Origin of the sequence: Nostoc sphaeroides, assembly GCF_003443655.1 — a bacterium.
In the GTDB taxonomy this organism is placed as follows: Bacteria; Cyanobacteriota; Cyanobacteriia; order Cyanobacteriales; family Nostocaceae; genus Nostoc; species Nostoc sphaeroides.
This window is the reverse complement of the sequence record NZ_CP031941.1, coordinates 6,149,097-6,167,663: the sequence shown is the minus strand read 5'-3', so window position 1 is coordinate 6,167,663 and position 18,567 is coordinate 6,149,097. Positions and strand designations below refer to the sequence as shown.

At 42.4% G+C, this 18,567-nt stretch carries 14 protein-coding genes and 1 tRNA gene; 4 read left to right on the top strand and 11 right to left on the bottom strand.

Features of this window, described 5'->3' with window-relative positions:
* Positions 1 to 277: 277 nt before the first annotated feature.
* From D1367_RS27565 to D1367_RS27550, 4 genes are all read right to left on the bottom strand, one after another.
* Positions 278 to 877 carry an rRNA large subunit pseudouridine synthase E gene (locus tag D1367_RS27565; RefSeq protein WP_118170013.1) on the bottom strand — a complete coding sequence of 200 codons (600 nt, stop codon included), beginning with the start codon at positions 875 to 877 and terminating at the stop codon, positions 278 to 280.
* Positions 878 to 1,412: 535 nt separating this feature from the next.
* Positions 1,413 to 2,393 (bottom strand): aldo/keto reductase, encoded by a 981-nt coding sequence (locus D1367_RS27560; protein ID WP_118170010.1) that lies wholly within the window; start codon positions 2,391 to 2,393, stop codon positions 1,413 to 1,415.
* 419 nt (positions 2,394 to 2,812) lie between these two features.
* Positions 2,813 to 3,328 carry a hypothetical protein gene (locus D1367_RS27555; RefSeq protein WP_118170008.1) on the bottom strand — a complete coding sequence of 172 codons (516 nt, stop codon included), beginning with the start codon at positions 3,326 to 3,328 and terminating at the stop codon, positions 2,813 to 2,815.
* Between the two features lie 179 nt (positions 3,329 to 3,507).
* On the bottom strand, positions 3,508 to 3,807 hold the full coding sequence (locus tag D1367_RS27550; protein WP_118170006.1) for an RNA recognition motif domain-containing protein: 300 nt from the start codon (positions 3,805 to 3,807) through the stop codon (positions 3,508 to 3,510).
* Between the two features lie 398 nt (positions 3,808 to 4,205).
* Between D1367_RS27550 and ilvA the strand changes: the two genes are divergently transcribed.
* A complete protein-coding gene (gene ilvA / locus D1367_RS27545) occupies positions 4,206 to 5,717 on the top strand; it encodes a threonine ammonia-lyase, biosynthetic (RefSeq protein ID WP_118170003.1) in 1,512 nt (503 codons plus the stop codon).
* Between the two features lie 83 nt (positions 5,718 to 5,800).
* Here ilvA and D1367_RS27540 read toward each other — a convergent pair whose 3' ends face one another.
* Positions 5,801 to 6,832: a hypothetical protein gene (locus tag D1367_RS27540; protein WP_118170001.1), complete on the bottom strand. Its 1,032-nt coding sequence runs from the start codon at positions 6,830 to 6,832 to the stop codon at positions 5,801 to 5,803.
* Positions 6,833 to 6,842: 10 nt separating this feature from the next.
* Complete coding sequence (locus D1367_RS32490; protein ID WP_099099597.1) at positions 6,843 to 7,088, bottom strand: hypothetical protein; 246 nt, start codon at positions 7,086 to 7,088, stop codon at positions 6,843 to 6,845.
* A 767-nt stretch (positions 7,089 to 7,855) separates the two neighbouring features.
* On the opposite strand from D1367_RS32490, the gene D1367_RS27530 reads away from it, so the two are divergent.
* The gene (locus D1367_RS27530; protein WP_323808657.1) at positions 7,856 to 8,020 is read left to right on the top strand and encodes a hypothetical protein; all 165 of its coding nucleotides are present in this window, start codon (positions 7,856 to 7,858) and stop codon (positions 8,018 to 8,020) included.
* Positions 8,021 to 8,031: 11 nt separating this feature from the next.
* Here D1367_RS27530 and D1367_RS27525 read toward each other — a convergent pair whose 3' ends face one another.
* The 4 genes from D1367_RS27525 to thrC form a co-directional block, all read right to left on the bottom strand.
* Positions 8,032 to 9,270 carry a site-specific integrase gene (locus D1367_RS27525; RefSeq protein ID WP_118169999.1) on the bottom strand — a complete coding sequence of 413 codons (1,239 nt, stop codon included), beginning with the start codon at positions 9,268 to 9,270 and terminating at the stop codon, positions 8,032 to 8,034.
* A 233-nt stretch (positions 9,271 to 9,503) separates the two neighbouring features.
* Positions 9,504 to 9,574: transfer RNA gene (locus D1367_RS27520), tRNA-Cys, on the bottom strand.
* A gap of 357 nt (positions 9,575 to 9,931) precedes the next feature.
* Positions 9,932 to 10,522: a chromophore lyase CpcT/CpeT gene (locus D1367_RS27515; protein WP_118169996.1), complete on the bottom strand. Its 591-nt coding sequence runs from the start codon at positions 10,520 to 10,522 to the stop codon at positions 9,932 to 9,934.
* 258 nt (positions 10,523 to 10,780) lie between these two features.
* Positions 10,781 to 11,872 carry a threonine synthase gene (gene thrC / locus D1367_RS27510; protein ID WP_118169994.1) on the bottom strand — a complete coding sequence of 364 codons (1,092 nt, stop codon included), beginning with the start codon at positions 11,870 to 11,872 and terminating at the stop codon, positions 10,781 to 10,783.
* A gap of 1,342 nt (positions 11,873 to 13,214) precedes the next feature.
* Between thrC and D1367_RS27505 the strand changes: the two genes are divergently transcribed.
* Entirely contained in the window at positions 13,215 to 13,406 is a 192-nt protein-coding gene (locus D1367_RS27505; RefSeq protein ID WP_100898035.1) for a hypothetical protein, read from the top strand.
* A gap of 327 nt (positions 13,407 to 13,733) precedes the next feature.
* On the opposite strand, the gene D1367_RS27500 is transcribed toward D1367_RS27505, so the two are convergent.
* Positions 13,734 to 16,133 carry a hypothetical protein gene (locus tag D1367_RS27500; RefSeq protein ID WP_181984983.1) on the bottom strand — a complete coding sequence of 800 codons (2,400 nt, stop codon included), beginning with the start codon at positions 16,131 to 16,133 and terminating at the stop codon, positions 13,734 to 13,736.
* 329 nt (positions 16,134 to 16,462) lie between these two features.
* Here D1367_RS27500 and D1367_RS27495 point away from each other — a divergent pair, with 329 nt between their 5' ends.
* Complete coding sequence (locus D1367_RS27495) at positions 16,463 to 18,112, top strand: iron uptake porin (RefSeq protein WP_118169988.1); 1,650 nt, start codon at positions 16,463 to 16,465, stop codon at positions 18,110 to 18,112.
* Positions 18,113 to 18,567: the final 455 nt, after the last annotated feature.

The following is an 18,567-nucleotide window of genomic DNA, read 5'->3' as shown; positions in this document are numbered from 1 at the left end:
TTTATATAACTTTTGTGGGGTGGGCATCTTGCCCGCCGTAATTATGCAATTTAAATGTGGAACAGCTTACACAAACGAACGCGAGTTGATTGCAACAAATGGACAGAGAAAACCCAGATACAGTAAGCGGTTTCCAATCCAAAATCTAAAATCTAAAATTCAAAATGGTATCACATTGAAAGTCGCTGGCTCACAATAAAAAGTCTAATTCTTATTATAGCGCAATACCGGTCAGTTAAGCCCAAAATCCTCTGTAGAGACGCGAAATTTCGCGTCTCTACATGCTTTTGGATTTACTGAAATTATGCATAAATTGGAGTTCAGATGTGGTGAGGTCGCGCCATTGACCCAATTGTAGATCATCTAATTGTAGGTGGGCTATGCTAACCCTAACCAGTCGCAAAGTCGGAAACCCTACAGCCGCAGTCATCCGCCGTACTTGGCGGTTTTTTCCCTCTGTCAAAGTCATTTCCAGCCAAGCTGTCGGTACATTTTTGCGAAATCTAATTGGCGGAGTGCGTTCAGGTAGTTGTGGCTCTTGTGATAATAGCCTAACTTCTGCTGCTTGAGTGCGGTAATCTTGAATTTCCACACCTGTTTGCAACCTTTTGATAGCATCTGCATCTGGAATTCGCTCTACCTGTACCCAGTAAGTACGTTTATGACCAAAACGCGGATGGGCGAGGCGATGTTGCAATTGCCCATCGTTCGTTAACAGCAGCAACCCTTCACTATCCCAGTCTAAACGTCCCACAGGATACACATCAGGTACATCAATATAATCTTTCAGGGTGCTATGTGTGGGAGCATCTTTTGTAAACTGGCACAGAACGCCATAGGGTTTGTAAAAAATAATATATCGGTAATGATTTGTCATTGGGGATTGGGGATACTTCCAAATTGAAGCACGAAGAAAAGGTTAGCAATTGTTAGCACTGTCACTTCAACTTTTTCTTAAAAGAGGAATAGAAAGAGTTGATGGTAGTATGGTAAATGCCAGTTGAATAGATAACTTTTAGCAAAGTTCGTTAAGCACGTCAAATTTAGGTCGGTTGTTACACACACCAGTCTGATTGTGATTAGTCATAATGTATAGGAATATGATTTGATTTCTGAAAAAATCTAAGTAGTATGTAGGGGAGCCAGTCCGCTCAAGGCGGGTTTCCCGACTTGAGCGGACTGGCGTTGTTTTATGGCGTAGCCTAACGCACCAAAACCTTTGGGTGGTGCGTTAGCCTTTGGCGTGACGCACCCTACGTATATTTCAATAATCAAATATGAGTCCTATAGTGTATTAGTGCAATTAAATATGCGTTATCTATAACCCTTCTAGAGACGTAGCAATGCTATGTCAAAACAATTTTTTTCGGAGATGGCTATTACTTAATCTAGTTTGATTTATTCTCGCCTAATTACTTAGTTTGAAATATATTTTGTACCATTTTTTTGTCTGCATTCGCTGCCGCCCTATCCAACTCTGCAATCTCATTGGCGTCTAATTGCCAACCCAATGCACCAATATTCTCCCTCGCCTGTTCCACGCTCTTTGCTCCAGGGATAGGAATGGTTCCTTTACAGATGCACCAATTAATTGCAACCTGAGACATAGTTTTGTTTCTAGACTGTGCCACCTCTTGTAAACATGCCAAAAGCGATCGCATTCCTGGTAATATCTGCCTAAATAGCAGACCTCGGATGCCTTTGGGCAAAGGGCCTTGCTCAGAGTATTTTCCTGTCAGTAGTCCCAAAGCTAGAGGGCTGTAGGCAATCAGTTTTATTCCCAACTCATCACAAAGGTCTTTGAGCTTTAGTTGGGTGACAGGATATGTAGACAACAAAGAGTATTGAACTTGCACAGTAGTAATAGAAACGCCTCGTTCAGCAAACTTTTTCTGCACTTGCTTAAGCCGTTTAGGCCCATAATTGGATAGTCCCACTCCCTTAACTAGTCCTTGCTCATACAAATCGGCAAGACCATCCAGCAGCCCTCCCTCTTGCCAAGGAGCATAGTTTGCTGTAGACCAGTGCATCTGTACCAAATCTACGTTTCTTCCCAGGCGTTGGGCAGATGACTTGCAAGCCTTTACCATTGATTGACGTGTCCATCTCCACGGGTAAGCAGCAAGCTTAGTCGCAATACAAATATTTTCTTTGCCTGAACTTACATATTCTTGGCTGAATCGTCCCAGGAGTAACTCACTGCGACCATTCAATCTTCCAGTTCCGTAAGAATCACCTGTATCAAATAAAGTCACACCGTTGCTTACACAAAGGTTAAACACCCCTTGCAACTGGTCATCCATACTTTCGTCGTATCCCCAAAGCAGTTGGTTGCCCCAGGCCCAAGTCCCGCAGCCCATACTTGGGAGGGAGAGTTTTTGGAGAGTCTGCATCTTTGCTCTCTGTAGATTGCCTTATTAATTATCAGGCATATAGTCAGTAGACCGAAAAGTTTTACGGCGTTGCTAAATTCAGGTATGAAAAAATGATTTTGCGTGATTTCAAAACTTTTGTAGAGACGTTGCAACGCAACGTCTCTACACCCAGATTCATACATTTAATCAGCAACGCCAGTTTTACGATATCAACTCTTGGAGACGCTCCGTGTAGATACAGCACTTTCGGCAGCTATGAGGTACATCCTCAAAAATGAAAGCTATGCTAGGAGGGGGCAAGGATAAAAACTGTATTCCATAATAGCGGGAAGCGCTGTATCGCTCTGTGATAGATACCTATAAATTTGATTGTTGTCTAAAAAACCGTATTTTTTGATATAGTTTCCCGAAAACTAGTTAAGAAAATTGAATGCCGATTATATTTCCGATAAGTCTATTGGGGAATTTGCAAGGAGCCAAGCTTTCTGAGTCCATGCGTTATTAAATAACCCGACTTCTGGCACTTCTAATTCAAATGAATGGGGTGGTGATTGTAGCAACAAGGGCGAACCTTTGTCATGGGACTCAACTAAATTAACTATCCAGGGAAGAAAGTCTAAAATTTCTTTTGGTAGTACAGTTAGCTCAAAGTCCCACATCAAATTAAGACCTCGACAGACTTGTCCCTTTCTGAACGTCGTGATTCTACCAGCACTCTTGTTAATAGCCAGTCGAAGAATGAATGGGCGCAATGGGACAAATTCATCAGGTGCTGTATAAGCGTATACATTTAGATAGTTCAGTCTCTGCCTATGATCCATCCAAGATGCGATCGGTGAATTACTACTATAAGATGTACCAGTTATGCTCACCTGCATATTCATAGCAGCAGCAAAGTTAGAGTAGAACTCACGCCTTAGTTCGCTAACAATATGTTTAGCTTCTGGGTTCATGGTTGCTACACCTATTACAAAAACGAGCGCATGGCTTCATAAGAGATAGTTATTATCAAACCGCAACGCGAAAGTTATTAGTCATTAGTCCAAGAGAAACCTGTCAACCAAAGCACAAAAAAAGACAGACGCCTTGTCTGCCCTCAAGACTTTAGAGTTAAATTCTTAGTTTTTAAATCTTAATAGCGGCGAGAAGAACCACCATCACCTCGTCTACCGCCAGAGGAACCGCCGTCTGTTTTGGGCTTGGCTTTATTAACTTTTAAGCTGCGACCCATCCAGTCAGCAGTATCAAGGGCCTCAATTGCTGCTGTTTCTTGTGCGTCTGATTCCATCTCTACAAAGCCGAAACCTCTCATCCGACCTGTTTCTCGGTCGATAGGCAATTGAACATTTTTTACCGTTCCGTATTCTGCAAAGACTTGCCGGAGGTCATCTTCTTTAACCTCATAAGATAGGTTACCGACGTAAATTGACATAGAATGTCTCCAGAATCAGGGGGTGTAGAGATTTAGATCCGCAGAGGTCTGTAATACAACTATATATAAAAACAAACTACACAGCCGAATTTAATCTTTCATGCATATTTTAACATAAATTGAGAAGTTATGTTCATAAGCAACATTATAGTTATCTGTTGATCTAAATACTCGGACAGTTAGCGAAACTCGTTTAAAATAAATCTACCAGCGATCGCACTGAATTTGAGGTCACTAAAAAAATTCAATTACTGAACTGATTTCTCTTCAAACAGTATTAGTAATTTTTAAATTTTATTCACTCAAAATTTCGAGAAAGTGCAATTAAATAAAATCAGTGCGATCGCTTGTAACGTAAAATTAGTTTCCATCCGGCATTTGCTAACACCTTGACGCCCATGTTTTGCGACTACCTCATCCAAATCTTGACTGCCCGTGTATACGATGTTGCCCAAGAAACACCACTTGAGTATGCCCCAAATTTGTCTGCGCGGCTGAATAATCAATTATTGCTGAAGCGTGAGGATATGCAGTCAGTATTTTCTTTTAAACTGCGTGGTGCTTATAACAAAATGGTGCAACTGCCACCAGATATATTGGCACAGGGTGTAATTGCCGCGTCTGCGGGGAACCATGCTCAGGGTGTCGCCCTTGCAGCCAATCGCTTGGGAACAAAAGCGATTATCGTTATGCCAGTAACCACGCCCCAAGTCAAGGTGGACGCAGTTAGAATGAGGGGCGGAGCAGTCGTCTTACATGGAAACACCTACGACGATGCTTATAGCTATGCGCGTGAATTAGAAATAGAAAAAGGTTTAACGTTTATTCATCCTTTTGATGATCCTCATGTCATTGCTGGACAGGGAACAATTGGGATGGAAATTTTACGACAATATCAGCAACCCATCCATGCAATTTTTGTTGCAATTGGAGGGGGCGGATTAATTTCTGGGATTGGAGCTTATGTAAAACGCTTGCGTCCCGAAATCAAGATTATTGGTGTTGAGCCAGTAGATGCTGATGCGATGTCTCAATCGCTAAAAGCCGGACATCGGGTGCGCTTGTCTCAAGTAGGATTATTTGCTGATGGTGTGGCGGTGCGAGAAGTAGGTGAAGAAACCTTCCGTTTATGTCAGCAGTATGTAGATGAAATTATTTTGGTGGATACAGACGATACTTGTGCTGCGATTAAAGACGTGTTTGAGGATACGCGATCAATTTTAGAACCAGCCGGTGCATTAGCGATCGCAGCTGCCAAAGCCTACACCGAACGAGAGCAAATCGAGGGACAAACCTTAATTGCTGTAGCCTGTGGTGCAAACATGAATTTTGATCGTCTCCGCTTTGTGGCAGAACGGGCAGAGTTGGGCGAACGCCGCGAAGCTATCTTTGCAGTCACAATTCCAGAGGAACGGGGAAGTATTCGCCAGTTTTGTGAATGTATTGGCAATCGTAATCTTACCGAGTTTAATTATCGCATTGCCGATGAAAAAACAGCCCATATTTTTGTCGGTGTGCAAATTCAAAATCGTGCCGATGCTGCCAAGATGGTAGAAACCTTTGAAGCTCAAGGATTTGAAACTCTTGATTTAACGGACGATGAACTAACTAAATTACATCTCCGGCACATGGTGGGTGGGCATTCTCTCTTGGCTCACAATGAATTGCTCTATCGTTTTGAGTTTCCCGAACGTCCTGGTGCATTGATGAAGTTTGTTACTTCCATGAGTCCAAATTGGAATATCAGTCTTTTTCACTACCGCAACAACGGGTCAGACTACGGACGAATCGTTGTTGGTATCCAGGTTCCCCCGCACGAGATGGAAGAGTGGCAAGCTTTTCTCGATAACCTGGGCTATCGCTATTGGGATGAGAATAAGAATCCGGCATACAAGCTGTTTTTGGGATAGGGGGAGGGGAGCAGGGGAAGCAGGGGAAGCAGGGGGAGCAGGGGGAGAAATATTACAATGCCTTACTCCCCACTCCCTACTCCCTACTCCCTACTCCCCAATATCATATTGGAGTCCCAAGTATAGAAGCCGATTTGGTTAGGAACCCTAGAGAATCTGCCTGTCCGATAGCCTCTAGATAATTCGTTCAGCACCTTATTTTTCACCTCTCGAAGTTGCTGAGAATCTAGTTCTCCATAAATTCCGGCGATGACTTCAGCAACGCTGAAAACTTTACCTGGATTTTCTTCAAACAGAGAGGTGAGGGCATCAATTAAGAATTGACCCTCAAAGGCTTTGAGCATTGGTACTGCTTTTGTTGGGGGTACAAAAGGCTTCTTGTTTTTGTTTTTGATGCTCTTAGAAGCACCATTGCGATTACTTGGGGCTACCAAACTTAAATCCAGAGTATAACAACCTGGCTCATCAGGAATAGTTACCCAGTAATTCCTTTCTCTGCCTTGGGTGAGGGAAGATTGAACCCTACCTTTAACTACTTTGAATACGTTGGAATCTAACTCTCCATAAAGCGATCGCACGATAAAATCGATATGACATACAGTACCTATCTGCTCTTGCAATAGCTGTTTTATGGCTTCCATTCGTGACAGAGCGTGATTATACTGTGGCAGCATGGGGATTTCTGCCACCTTCGTTGAACTATCGTTGTTCTCTAGGGCGATCTTTGGATCTGGAGATGTAGTTAGAGGTTGACTCTCTTTTGTATCAACAGCAGAAAAAGAATTATCGATCTCAACCAAGTCTTTGTCTGCAAGTTCTGATACAGACTCCAGCAAGTTTATTTCGTCAATGTCATCAAGAGGTGATAAAAACCGCAGAGGGCCTTCTTGGGAAACATCTGAGGTTTCATCAGCCGCCGTCAGACTTGATATCTGCTTACTGTCATCTGAAAAAGACCAGTTAGATAACAACGCTTCTACATGATCTAGCTGCTCCCGCGCCTGCACAAAGAGGCGTTCATACTCTTCTGTGAGGTGAGCATAATAGTCTCGTAATTCCAACAGTGGTGAGAGAAAAGTGTCTGGGGGTGTTTCTAGTTGTCCATTTTGAGTCATAAGGCTTTAATCAATTTAAATCGATGTCACTTTTGTAAGACATTGCTCTAGGTTTTGCTTTGTGAGATGCTGGCTGGGATTTCTTAGGCGGTTGGGGAGGGCGACATCTCTCACAATATAAGGGTCGAGGCCCGAAAGTCTCGCGCTTTGTCAGATCGTTACACTCTTTACAGACAAACTGGAAAACACGAGTATGAATCTGTCTTTTGTGCGCCCTGACAGTATATTCTCTAACATCAATGAATTTACTTGCCATAATCAGGATTGTGAATTGTTCTCGGATGAATGTGCTATCAATATAGCTATTCAAGCAAATCAAGCTGCATCAGTGTGTGTTTATGTAGAAGTTTTATTCAAATCAGTGAATTTGACACCTATCATAAAGTGCAGATGAGGATCTTGATAGTTAGCTATTGACTATTCTCTCAGCATATAATTGGTGATGAGGAAAGACTACTACCATTTTTTAGGCGCAGGCAATTTTCATCGCCATCATCAGAGAAATTGGGGATGGGGAAGTGCAGGATTATTCACTTACACTGTTTGTCAAATCAAGTTATTGCCAGTGTGTCTGCATTGGTAAGGTTTGCGATATTCCCCATTCAAATGATGGAAATTACCTGCCAAAAAGTTCAACCCCTATTACAGGTGTTACACATTCGACCTAACCCGCAATGCACAGGATGAATCCACCCGTTGGCTAGCAGCACAATCTTTAGAGAAAATCGACCTTGGCAACTCGGATGCGATCGCCTTTGGGTCATCCGCTACAAGCCCTAGCTATCTAATTGGCATACAAAGCAGGTAAGCTGAAACAAGCATCTAGCAGTAGTGAAAAATTAGTGATAGTAAAGTTGCCTCGCCATCGCCCACAACGAAAATTCAATAATGCCAAAAAAATAATTTTAGATGGCATAAGCGTTTTGGGCTACTCGTTTAAATCTTTGTGAGAAATCCGGGACTGACTACCAAAGAACAGAGACAGAAAAACTCAAAACAGCGATCGCGCAAAAACTTCAGGAGATGGTGAGGTTAAATAAAACTCGCATCAACTACCTAGACAAATTCCAGCAGATGATAGCAGAATACAATGCTGACTCACGCAACGTGCAGATATTCTTCAATGATTTGATTAACTTTGCTCAAGAATTGGGTGTTGAAGATAAAAGAGCGATCGCCTGTCTTTGAATTCAACAAATTTATAGTTCTGGCACCTGTAGGTTACGTTTATTACCTGCGTAATGCTTGTAAATAATTTCTGGAGAGTTACCAACCCACCTTCCTACATCCTTCGCATCAATATCAGCTTCCAGGCAAAGAGTAATAAAAGTGTGTCTGCATTGGTAAGGTTTGCGATATTCGGTGATTACACCCTGTTTTACAAGTTGAGTTACGATTCCATCTATATGTGTACCATGATGATTTTTGTAACCTTTCCAGGCATGATTGAGAAAATCTCCAAAGTCTACTATGCCGCCCTTCTTGCTTCTAAAGATAAAGTCATCCGGGTTACAGTTCTCAGGTTTGATAGAGTCTAAAATTTCACGTTGCTGATTATTAATCGGAAAACGTCTTTGGCTTTGGGTTTTTAATCCATCTTTCAGAGCTAACCCTTTAGTACTGATGGTAATTGCTTGCTCAAAAGTAATGTATTTATCACTAATATGCTTCCATTGTAGAGCGATCGCTTCTGATGGTCTGCACCCAGTAAAAAATAATAATTTTACTAAAGGAGCATAGTAGTTGTAGAGTTTGCTCTCTTCAAATGCTTGAATTATGCTATCTCGTTCTTCCTTAGTGAAGGGATTAATCTCATATTCTGCCGATTCTGACTTCGCTATCTGAATATCTTTTGCCATACTTTGGAAGGGATTTGATTCAATCAGCTGACTCTTAAGTGCCCAATCACAGCAAGCATTTATATTTGTCAAAGTACGTTTAGCTGCATTAGCACTGAGATTTGCAAGTAAATAGTCTCGAATTGCGATCGCATCATCTAAAGTTTTAGTTGGTAACTTAGCAATGTGATTGCGATACTTGCGGTAGTCAACCGCATAAGTAGAAGGACTAACCTGTGGTTTTTTAAACTCAGCGTATTTTTCCCATAATTCTCCCAAGTTTGGTTGGGGGTTAGGTGAAGGGGTAATTGGGGTAATTGGGGTAACGGTGCTTAATGATGCTGCTGGTTTGTACTTAACTAAACTGGCATCAAACTCTCCATAGTCAATATCCCTCTGGATTTTTGTCGCCAAAGCCGATGCTTGATGTCTTCCAAAAGGTGTATCGTCGTGCCTTGTTGAAAGATAGAAACGCTTGGTTTTTAGCTCTCCAGTGGGGGTAATAATAGGATGAGAAAAAACTAATTGGAGACTGCCGTTAGAGTTCTTTATCTGCACCGAACCCCGACTGGCAATACTTTGAGATTTTTGAGATTCCATAAGGGTAATTAACTGGGGTAAACATCTTTACCTTTCCACTTTACCCCAGTTTTACCCCAGAAATGTATATTGGGGTAAACACCTTTGCCTTACATTATTACCCCAGTTTTACCCCAGTTGTTTCCCCAAACTACCCAAAATTACCCCGAAAATCTCGGAAGCCTCTTGAAACCAGCCCTAAAACCCCCATTAAAAAAGGGCTTCAAAGCCCTGTAATCCTCATATTTCTTTAAAGGCGGCACCCGGATTTGAACCGGGGGTGGAGGTTTTGCAGACCTCTGCCTTACCACTTGGCTATGCCGCCACAGCACAATTCCCTGAGCTACTTTAATGTTTTTAAGGTATTTTAGTAGCCATAGGACGCTAGTTAAACCATGATAGCATAGGATTCTAAGGTAGAGATAGTGGGTTAACTGGAGTTTCTGGTAGTCTTTAGGCGATCGCTAGATGGACACCATGAACCAAATCCAAAGTTTTTCAGGTAGACATAGTAGGATGGTAGTCTTTAGGCGATCGCTAAAAAGTCCTGATTTCAGAATAAATAAGTTATGAGTTTTAATTCCTAACTCCTAACTCCTAACTCCTAACTCCTAACTCCTAACTCCTAACTCCTAACTCCTAACTCCTAACTCCTAACTCCTAACTCCTAACTCCTGACTTCTTACACCTTGACTTCATCGGCAAAACTACCCCATCGAAGAAAGTGAAATGGGCCGGCGATAGAACCCCAGAGACGTTCATCGGTGTCTAAATCTCTTCCGCGATCGAGGCTGAAAAATTCTTTAGCGTCAATCTCAAATTCGTTATCCAGATAAGTATTTTTGCCGTCACGAACCACAATGCAGCATTTTCCAGGTTCAACTCTGCCTTTAAAGCTATTACCTGTCCACTCTACAATCATGTTGCAACCTGGCATTTTTTCTAATTGGTCAACAGACAACTCTTTGAGGCGTTCGGGTTCACGAGATGCACCGTAAAATTTTTGTTCTTCTTTAACGGTGTAGTGTTCAATAGCAATGTGGTTTTCTGCCGGAATCAACTTCATTACCCGCATCCGGTAGGGTTGATTGAGCATAAAATCATAAGCTTGTTCGAGAAACAAACTTACTCCTGAGAACAGTTCCAACGGAAGGGGACGGATACACACGCGAATGTGGGCATAAAAAGGCGGATTTTCAAAAGCTTGTTCTTGATTGCTAAAGTCAGCTGCCATCCACCGCGCTAAAGTGGCAATATCAGTAGAATGAGTCACGTCGCTTCGCTCCGAATTCAAAATTCAAAATTAATAATCCCCATACTTCGGCTACGCTCAGTAACCATAAATAAATTTAGAGGCTTGGATCATGAGTCTGTTTCGGTCATTACAAGATGAGCAACTAGTTGTTTAAAAATTATCTAGGATTATTTTGACACTTCCCAGACTGAAAAATCCTGGCTGTGATACCTTTGGTGGGGTTTGCCTACGCAATTTTTCAATTAGCTATTACGATCGCATTTAGTTCCAGAGTGCTTAAAATCCCATTGCTTCGGCTACTGCACCCAATTTTGCTGCAATACCCTGTTTAAATTGACTGTGATTGTGTTTAATAGCTGTATCTGGATCTTTTAGACCATTACCTGTAAGAACACAAACCACTGTCGCCCCTGTAGGAACTTGGTCTTTCACCTGCAATAACCCGGCTACAGAAGCGGCGCTAGCAGGTTCGCAGAAGATACCTTCTGATCCTGCCAAAAGTCGATAAGCGTCGAGAATTTCGGCATCGGTAACGGCGTGGAAATGTCCCTGACTTGCGGTTTGGGCTGCAACAGCTAACTCCCAACTCGCTGGGTTACCAATGCGAATTGCTGTCGCTAGGGTTTCGGGATTTGCTACTGGCTGACCGGTCACTAAGGGGGCTGCACCTGCGGCTTGGAATCCCATCATTCGGGGTAAACGATCGCACTTCCCATCTTGATGGTATTGACAAAAGCCCATCCAATATGCTGTGATATTTCCCGCATTGCCCACGGGGATACATAACCAGTCTGGGGCATCACCCAGCGCATCAACAACTTCAAATGCTGCTGTTTTCTGCCCTTCTAGGCGGTAGGGATTGACCGAATTCACCAAAGTCACCGGATAGCTTTCGGACATCTCGCGGACAATTTCTAGCGCTTGGTCAAAATTACCTTTAATTGCCAATACTTCTGCCCCGTACAGTAAAGCTTGAGCTAATTTGCCCAGCGCCACATAACCATCGGGAATCAGTACAAAGGCATTCATCCCCCCACGTCTTGCATAGGCGGCGGCTGAGGCTGAGGTGTTGCCTGTGCTGGCACAAATTACTGCTTTCGCGCCTTCTTCCTTAGCCTTGGAAATTGCCATAGTCATCCCCCGGTCTTTGAAGCTGCCGGTGGGATTAAGACCGTCGTATTTTACAAAAACCCGTACTTGTCTGCCAATGCGTTCTGCGATCGCAGGCGCTGGTATTAGGGGTGTGTTACCCTCTAACAGAGTGACAATCGGAGTTTTTTCGCTAACAGGCAAGTATTGGCGATAGGCTTCTATCAGTCCGGGCCAGGGTTGGCGATGAGATTTAGCAACAGACAGGCTCAAAGTCACGGGATTTAAAATTTATTAATGTATTGGATTGGATATTTAGAAAGGGTGGTATAGGGAAGTGCAGGATGGGGAAGGGGAAGAAAGTGAATTTTTCTTTGTCTTGTCCCAGTAATAGTCCCCTAATTCCAAAATGAATATTATGTAAGAATATTATTTTTTGTGGTGCAGGCGTTTGATTTTTCCCATTTTTATTTTATGTGAATGTCAGTTTATCATAACCGCCAGGGCGACCTGGGGATGCTGACAAAGTGAAAAATGATAGACAAATTTATAGGGCTTACGTAAGTACTCTCTGAAACACTTGTTTCTACTTTGCAAAAAGCTACTTTTGTGCAATGCGCTCCGCGAACGTATTATATGTGTATTTTACCACTTTAATCGTCGCCATTTTTTAACTTAAAATACGCAGTAACCTACTTTTACTTTCTGACTTTTCACGTTATTAAAACTTACGCACTGTACAAATGCATCATGATGTGCATAAACGATTAATAGGTTGTTTTAGGCTTTTCTTAATTATCGTGCGATGCCTACGGCGGTCACTGAGCCTGTCGAAGTGCGGTAAACTACGTAAACAGACCATGCTGTAGGGGCATAGCAATGCTGTGCCCTTACGAAAGATATGGTTTTTAACCTTTATCCATAATATTTGATATTTCTTGTCAATGCGTAAGTTCTAGTTATGTGGAAAAGCTAACGATTGACCTAACCCCCTAACCCCCAACTCGTCGCTCTAAGGGGGAAAATTCAAAGTCTCTCTCCTTAAAGGATGAGAGAAATAGAAGTGAGGTTTTCCAGATAACCTGAATTGTCAGCTTTCCTTTGGGGTAGGTTTATCCTTCTTTTGATAAAGACGTTGCGCGTAGCTTGCTTCCACAAAGTGCTACAAAGACTCTACACTAACGGCAAGTGCATTTTTCCTAATCTGGCGTAATTTAATATAATTTACAGGGAATTATTTACGTAAATTATTCAATCACAGCAAGTATAGCGATTCCCATTCAGATGCGGTACAAGATTATATTGCAAGGTGTAGGGGCACGGCACTGCCGTGCCCTTACGGGTGTACCTCACGTAAACGAGAACCGCTATATAATTAATACAACTAGAATTGGCAGGCTATCAATTAAGTATTGCTAAGTACCATCAAGTGGACAGAAGCTTTGCACACTTGGGGCAATGTTTTCTCAGGAACACAGCCATTACAATCGCTGTCTCTTATGATTTAACCTGAAATCCATTAGAGTAATTGATTGAAAATATATAATAATTTAATAAAGCTTAAAAAAGCAATATTATAATATTTCTAATGGTGTGAGTTAAGTTTTGGATTTAATTAGCGATGCCTACTTGTTTACCTAGTGTTTCCGATCGCGAGTCCCAGGCTAACTGGGTCAGTAAGTTAACCAAGTCTTATTATCAAGACGATCAGCAAGCTAAGTTGATGCATTTACAAGCAGAGGTAGACTCTCTGTTGCAGCAGTTGGAAAACCTGAAACACCAACGTCTAGCCGAAACCAACCAAAAAGAATAATTCAGTTTTGAAGATAGCGATGTCTACGACGGGCTATGACGCTCGATAGCGCAGCGTTAGCGACGCAGGAGCGTCTGACTCGCTACCGCTTCTCTACGAGACGCTGCGCGAACGCTATCGGCCTCGGTTTTCCCCTCTCTAATCTAAATTTAAGTGAGGAGTAAATTTGAGCAAGGGGCGTGCCAATACGGTTCGGATAAGGTTTTTTAATGACACGCCGCTAATCGCAAAGACGCGATAAATCGATGTCTTTACAATAATCAGTCCTCTGTAGAGACGGCGATTTATAGCGTCTCTTGCCTTAACCGAACCGTATTGAGGGGCGTGCTATTCAAAGCCCTGATTTGTCTCTGACCAGCGCCTCAAACTGTAGTTATGAGCATTTTCGACTAATAAAGCTAAGGATTGCACCCCTGAAAGCTTGGCCAAGGCAGATAGTCTTTGTAAGTTATTTCCTGTAAAATCAGTGTAAATAACTTCATTGCTATCAGACAAAATTATAGTCCGGTCACGGCGTTGCTCTGGGTTTTCCCCCTGAATTTCAGGTGTATGCTGATTCAACGATGCTATTGCGCCTGCTGAAATAGTCAGTATTATTTCTGGTTGACCGTTATTTGTTAAATCAATCACTTGAACCGGCCAATCACCCAACTTTTCCTGCATCTGCTCAAAACTAGGAATAGCGCCACCCGGAACTTCATCAGATTGCTGTAAAGATTTCCACACACTCGATAACATTACCTTCACCCCTTGGGGATTTTGTTGATGCAGTTGTTGTAGAGTAATGGGAGATGGTTGTACCCATTCCAGCGCTGCATTTGTTAAAGCTAAAGGTTTGGGTTGGAGAACATCGTTTTGATTCTCTGGGATTTTTGGGCCAGCAGCTAATAGGCGTAAAACTTTACCCCGTAGTTGCACCGCTTTGATAGCGGCTATAGTAATTTGTTGTTCTCCATTTGGCAACCAGACCACAATTTGAATTTCCGGGTCAGAAGTGATTCCCAAAGTTTTCCACAAAAATTTGGCAGCGTCAGTTTTGGGTAAGTTGAAATTCTCAAAGGGGGAATTTAGCCAGCGTTTCCCGTCATTAAATGCACTCACCTCCACCTGATACCATTGGTTATCTGTGAGTTTCAAGTCTGCTGAGGAATTTGGTTGCAGCCATTCTGTGTTAGTAACTTGAGTGATTGGTCGGACTGTACCGACAATTTGACTAGGGTGAGTAGAGGATATTTGCGATGCACCCTCACCATTAAGTCTTGCTAACAAACCTTGAATATAGGCAAGATTATCTTTTGTAATTTTTGGTTGCGCCTTCAACCAAGAATTAGCATGTCCTTCTCCCTGCTGAACTGCTAAAATCAAAGCGAACCAAGCTTGCAACTCTCGTCTATTTGGGTTCACCCGCAACGCCGCCGCCGTGCGATTCCACAACCGTTTTTTATCAGCTTTGAGTAGGGTAGCAATTTCTTGGGCATTGTTTGGCGACGATTCAAACACCTCTAAAGCTTTCTCCCAACGACCATCAATTAAATCTGCTAGCACTTCTTGACTAGGACTTGCCCAATTTTTCTGGGCTTGGGTTTTAGTAAATTGGGAATGCAAGCCAATCAAATCCATTTGGGCTTGCGCCGCCTCTGGTAAAACTCCTTTGTGCTGTTTCTTGATGAAATTCAACCATCCAAAGGCTGGTGTCCACAGTCCATTACGGGCAATTGACAGGGCATTTTGGTATGCATAATCCTTGAGGGCTGGTGATTTGAGGGTAATCGCCTCCAATTGAATTGGTTTGAGGAATAACTTCAGAGGCTTGACTTGGTAAACCTGTAAGTGCGGTTCTAAACCTATAGTTTGATCAATAACTAACTCTTTTGTACCATCACCAGTTACCTGTTGCCATTTGGGTAATTGTCCATTGGGACTAGTCCACGACAACATTTGTAGTAAGTTTGTGCGTTCTGGATTGTAGTATACAACGTGACCGTAGGCGATGGCTGCGCCAACGTCTGCGACGAACGCACCAGTTCCTTGTTGACGTTGACCCCGCAAATTAAACCAAACACCTGGTGATGGTGTCCCGTCTTCAAAGCGTTGCACTTCAGTTAAAGGTAGGGAAATGCTGATATCCTGGGGTTCTGATGTCCCATCAAGTGAGGCAGAAATCACAAAGGATTCATCTGGCCCAGTTACAGGTAATTGAGTTGCTAGATAGTAGTAATTTTCTGACTGAGATTTAAACTCTAACTCTTCTGAGCGTTCATAAACCCTGAGTTCAACGAGTTCTTTACAATCAGATTGACAATTAGCACGCTGTTGAAAAACTGGCAATAAAAAGGAGTCTTCCGCATTTTGATGTAAAGGCAGAGTTTCCCCAAATATTTGGTTTTTTTGACTCAAATCGAGTTGAATTTGTTTGAGAGTTTGGGGGCGTTCGTGCTTACCAAGGGGGATTTGTGCCCATGTAGGTAAAATTTTATTTAGCCAGCTTACCTGGTCAGGATTGAAGATGAAGAGAATACTAATCCAGGCCAAAGCCATAATTAGACTAGCACTACTTAAGAGAATTGCGTAGGCGCAGCCCGTCGTAGACATCGCTAGCATTGACGACGACCAACTTCCCCGTTTTAGCTTTTTCTGGGGTTTTTTTACGATGCGTTTCACCATACCTGCATGAGATTTATTTTGTTTAGAGGTTTTTGGCGTCAGCTTGCGTGAACGATTTAGCATATTAGTTTTCAATCAATCCAGTGGATATTTTTGGGCATTGGACACAAGAACCACAAGAGGCACAAGAAGCAGAGGGGAAACACTTAATGCAACCTCTCCCCTACTCCTTACTCCCCACTCCCCATTCCCCACTCCCTATTCCCTAATACCCTGTTATACTCGCGCTTTGATAAGTTGCCCAGAAAGATTAAGTCTAATTTGGGACAAAATACGTAAATTTTCCCATGTGAACGCTAGACAATAGCGAATACACTTGTCACTTAAGTATGTGAGCAGAGTGTAAAAAGTTGAAAGGTATACTTGTTAACAGCAGTCATAGCAAAACTTGGATGCTCGCATGGTTACTAATTGCGGCAGTAAATGGAGTTGCACAAAAAGCACTAGCACAAGAGTACACAGGAACTACTCAGGCGCAGGACAGTATAGATTTAAATTCTTCTTCCCTCTCCCCAGTAAATCCGATGGCGCAAGTTACATCGGTTTCTCAACTCAAGGACGTACAACCCAACGATTGGGCATTTCAAGCATTACAGTCTTTGGTAGAACGCTATGGTTGTATAGCTGGCTATCCAGATAGCAACTATCGCGGTAATCGCGCCTTAACTCGATATGAATTCGCCGCCGGTGTGAATGCTTGTTTAGATAGAGTCAACGAATTAATCACTACAGCCACCAGCGATTTAGTCACCCGCGAAGATTTAGCAATATTACAAAAATTGCAGTCAGAATTTGCCCCTGAATTAGCAACTTTGCGGGGTCGTGTCGATAGTTTAGAAGCCAGAACTGCCGAAATCGAAGCCAACCAATTCTCAACAACAACCAAACTCAGTGGACTACTAATAGTTGGCATTCAAGGACGGACTAGCAATCGTGGTGATGTGAATCCTAGAGATGGACAAAAAGATACAAATGATGCGGGGACAAACACTAATGTTATGTCCCTGGCGCAACTATATTTAACTAGTCAAATCACTCCCCGTAGTTATTTATTTACAGGTCTTTTAGATGGTAATGGAAAAACTACACCTAGATTTACCAATAGTGTTTCTCGGAATGATGTTTTTCTTGGTTACGAATTTCCTACAGATAGCTTGATTGTAAGTGACCTCAATTTTCATTGGCTGGTAACAGATAAATTAGCAGTAATGGTGGGAACAGAAGGCGTAAGTATGCCAGCTGCTTTCCGAGGCCCCAATCGGGTAGAAAGTGCTGCAACAGGGCCGTTGTCTTATTTTGCCCAAAGAAACCCAATTTTAAATATGGGATACGGTCACGGTGGTATAGCTATTGATTGGCAATTTGCTAAACGCGCTAGTTTGCAGGCAATTTATACTAGTTATCAACCAGGAAATCCCGGTAAAGGTAGCGGTTTATTTGATGGAACCACGACTACAGGTGTGCAATTGCTGTTAACACCAACCGATACTCTAGATTTAAGTTTGTACTACGTTAACAATTACTCTTCGGATGGTTGTTTACTAACCTTTGTTGGCGATGAATGCTTAACTACAGTTAATACCACTACCGGAAAATCAGCACCGTTGCAAACTAACGCCGTGGGTGCGACTGTAACTTGGCAAATTTCATCCCGTATTAGCGCAGGTGCATGGGGTGGTTATACTAAATCTTACATTCCTGGGCAATCGGGAAATGTAGAGACGACCAATTATATGGTGTTTATGAATTTCCCTGATTTATTTGCTAAAGGAAATTTGGGGGGAATTTATGTTGGTCAACCTCCTAAAATCACCAGTAGCAACTTACCTGTAGGGAATAATGTTCCTGATTTTGTCAATACTGGTTTAGGACGTGCAGGTGGACAACCAGGGACGACCACTCAAATCGAGGCATTTTATCGTTTTAAGCTAACAGATAACATCAGTATTACACCAGGAATAATTCATATCTTGGAGCCTGGTCAGACGCCAGATAGTGACTCAGTGACTATCGGCATTCTGCGGAGTACTTTTCTTTTTTAATTCTGCTTATCGATAAATATTATTGAACTTAAATCTTGACAGATACTTATAGCTCAATACAGTTCAGTTAAGGGCGACTGGCAAAAATTTTGGGTTTTCGAGACGCGATAAATCGCCGTCTCTACAAGTGTTTTGGTCTTATCTGAACTGTATTGACTTATAGCTGATTGGGTACAAAACCAATAAAAATATCTTTTTAATCAAAAAGTGGCGTTGCTTATTCCATGTATGAAAATGATTTTGCATAATTAGGACTTACGCACTGTACAAGTGTATCGTGATGTGCATTACCTAAAATAGGCTATTTCAGACTTTTCTTAATTATCCTGCGATGCCTACGGTGGTCACTGAGCCTGTCGAAGTGCGGTAAACTACGTACATAGACCATGCTGTAGGGGCACAGCAATGCTGTGCCCTTACGAAAGATATGGTTTTTAGCCCAATACGGTTCAGTT

What these genes read in the sequence shown, in the direction of transcription:
- D1367_RS27565 (WP_118170013.1), bottom strand. Translation starts at nt 877, where the DNA reads ATGACAAATCATTACCGATATATTATTTTTTACAAACCCTATGGCGTT.
- D1367_RS27525 (WP_118169999.1), bottom strand. Translation starts at nt 9,270, where the DNA reads ATGGAATCTCAAAAATCTCAAAGTATTGCCAGTCGGGGTTCGGTGCAG.
- D1367_RS27550 (WP_118170006.1), bottom strand. Translation starts at nt 3,807, where the DNA reads ATGTCAATTTACGTCGGTAACCTATCTTATGAGGTTAAAGAAGATGAC.
- D1367_RS27560 (WP_118170010.1), bottom strand. Translation starts at nt 2,393, where the DNA reads ATGCAGACTCTCCAAAAACTCTCCCTCCCAAGTATGGGCTGCGGGACT.
- D1367_RS27500 (WP_181984983.1), bottom strand. Translation starts at nt 16,133, where the DNA reads ATGCTAAATCGTTCACGCAAGCTGACGCCAAAAACCTCTAAACAAAAT.
- ilvA (WP_118170003.1), top strand. Translation starts at nt 4,206, where the DNA reads ATGTTTTGCGACTACCTCATCCAAATCTTGACTGCCCGTGTATACGAT.
- D1367_RS27505 (WP_100898035.1), top strand. Translation starts at nt 13,215, where the DNA reads ATGCCTACTTGTTTACCTAGTGTTTCCGATCGCGAGTCCCAGGCTAAC.
- D1367_RS27495 (WP_118169988.1), top strand. Translation starts at nt 16,463, where the DNA reads ATGCTCGCATGGTTACTAATTGCGGCAGTAAATGGAGTTGCACAAAAA.
- D1367_RS27555 (WP_118170008.1), bottom strand. Translation starts at nt 3,328, where the DNA reads ATGAACCCAGAAGCTAAACATATTGTTAGCGAACTAAGGCGTGAGTTC.
- D1367_RS27540 (WP_118170001.1), bottom strand. Translation starts at nt 6,832, where the DNA reads ATGACTCAAAATGGACAACTAGAAACACCCCCAGACACTTTTCTCTCA.
- D1367_RS27530 (WP_323808657.1), top strand. Translation starts at nt 7,856, where the DNA reads ATGGTGAGGTTAAATAAAACTCGCATCAACTACCTAGACAAATTCCAG.
- D1367_RS32490 (WP_099099597.1), bottom strand. Translation starts at nt 7,088, where the DNA reads ATGGCAAGTAAATTCATTGATGTTAGAGAATATACTGTCAGGGCGCAC.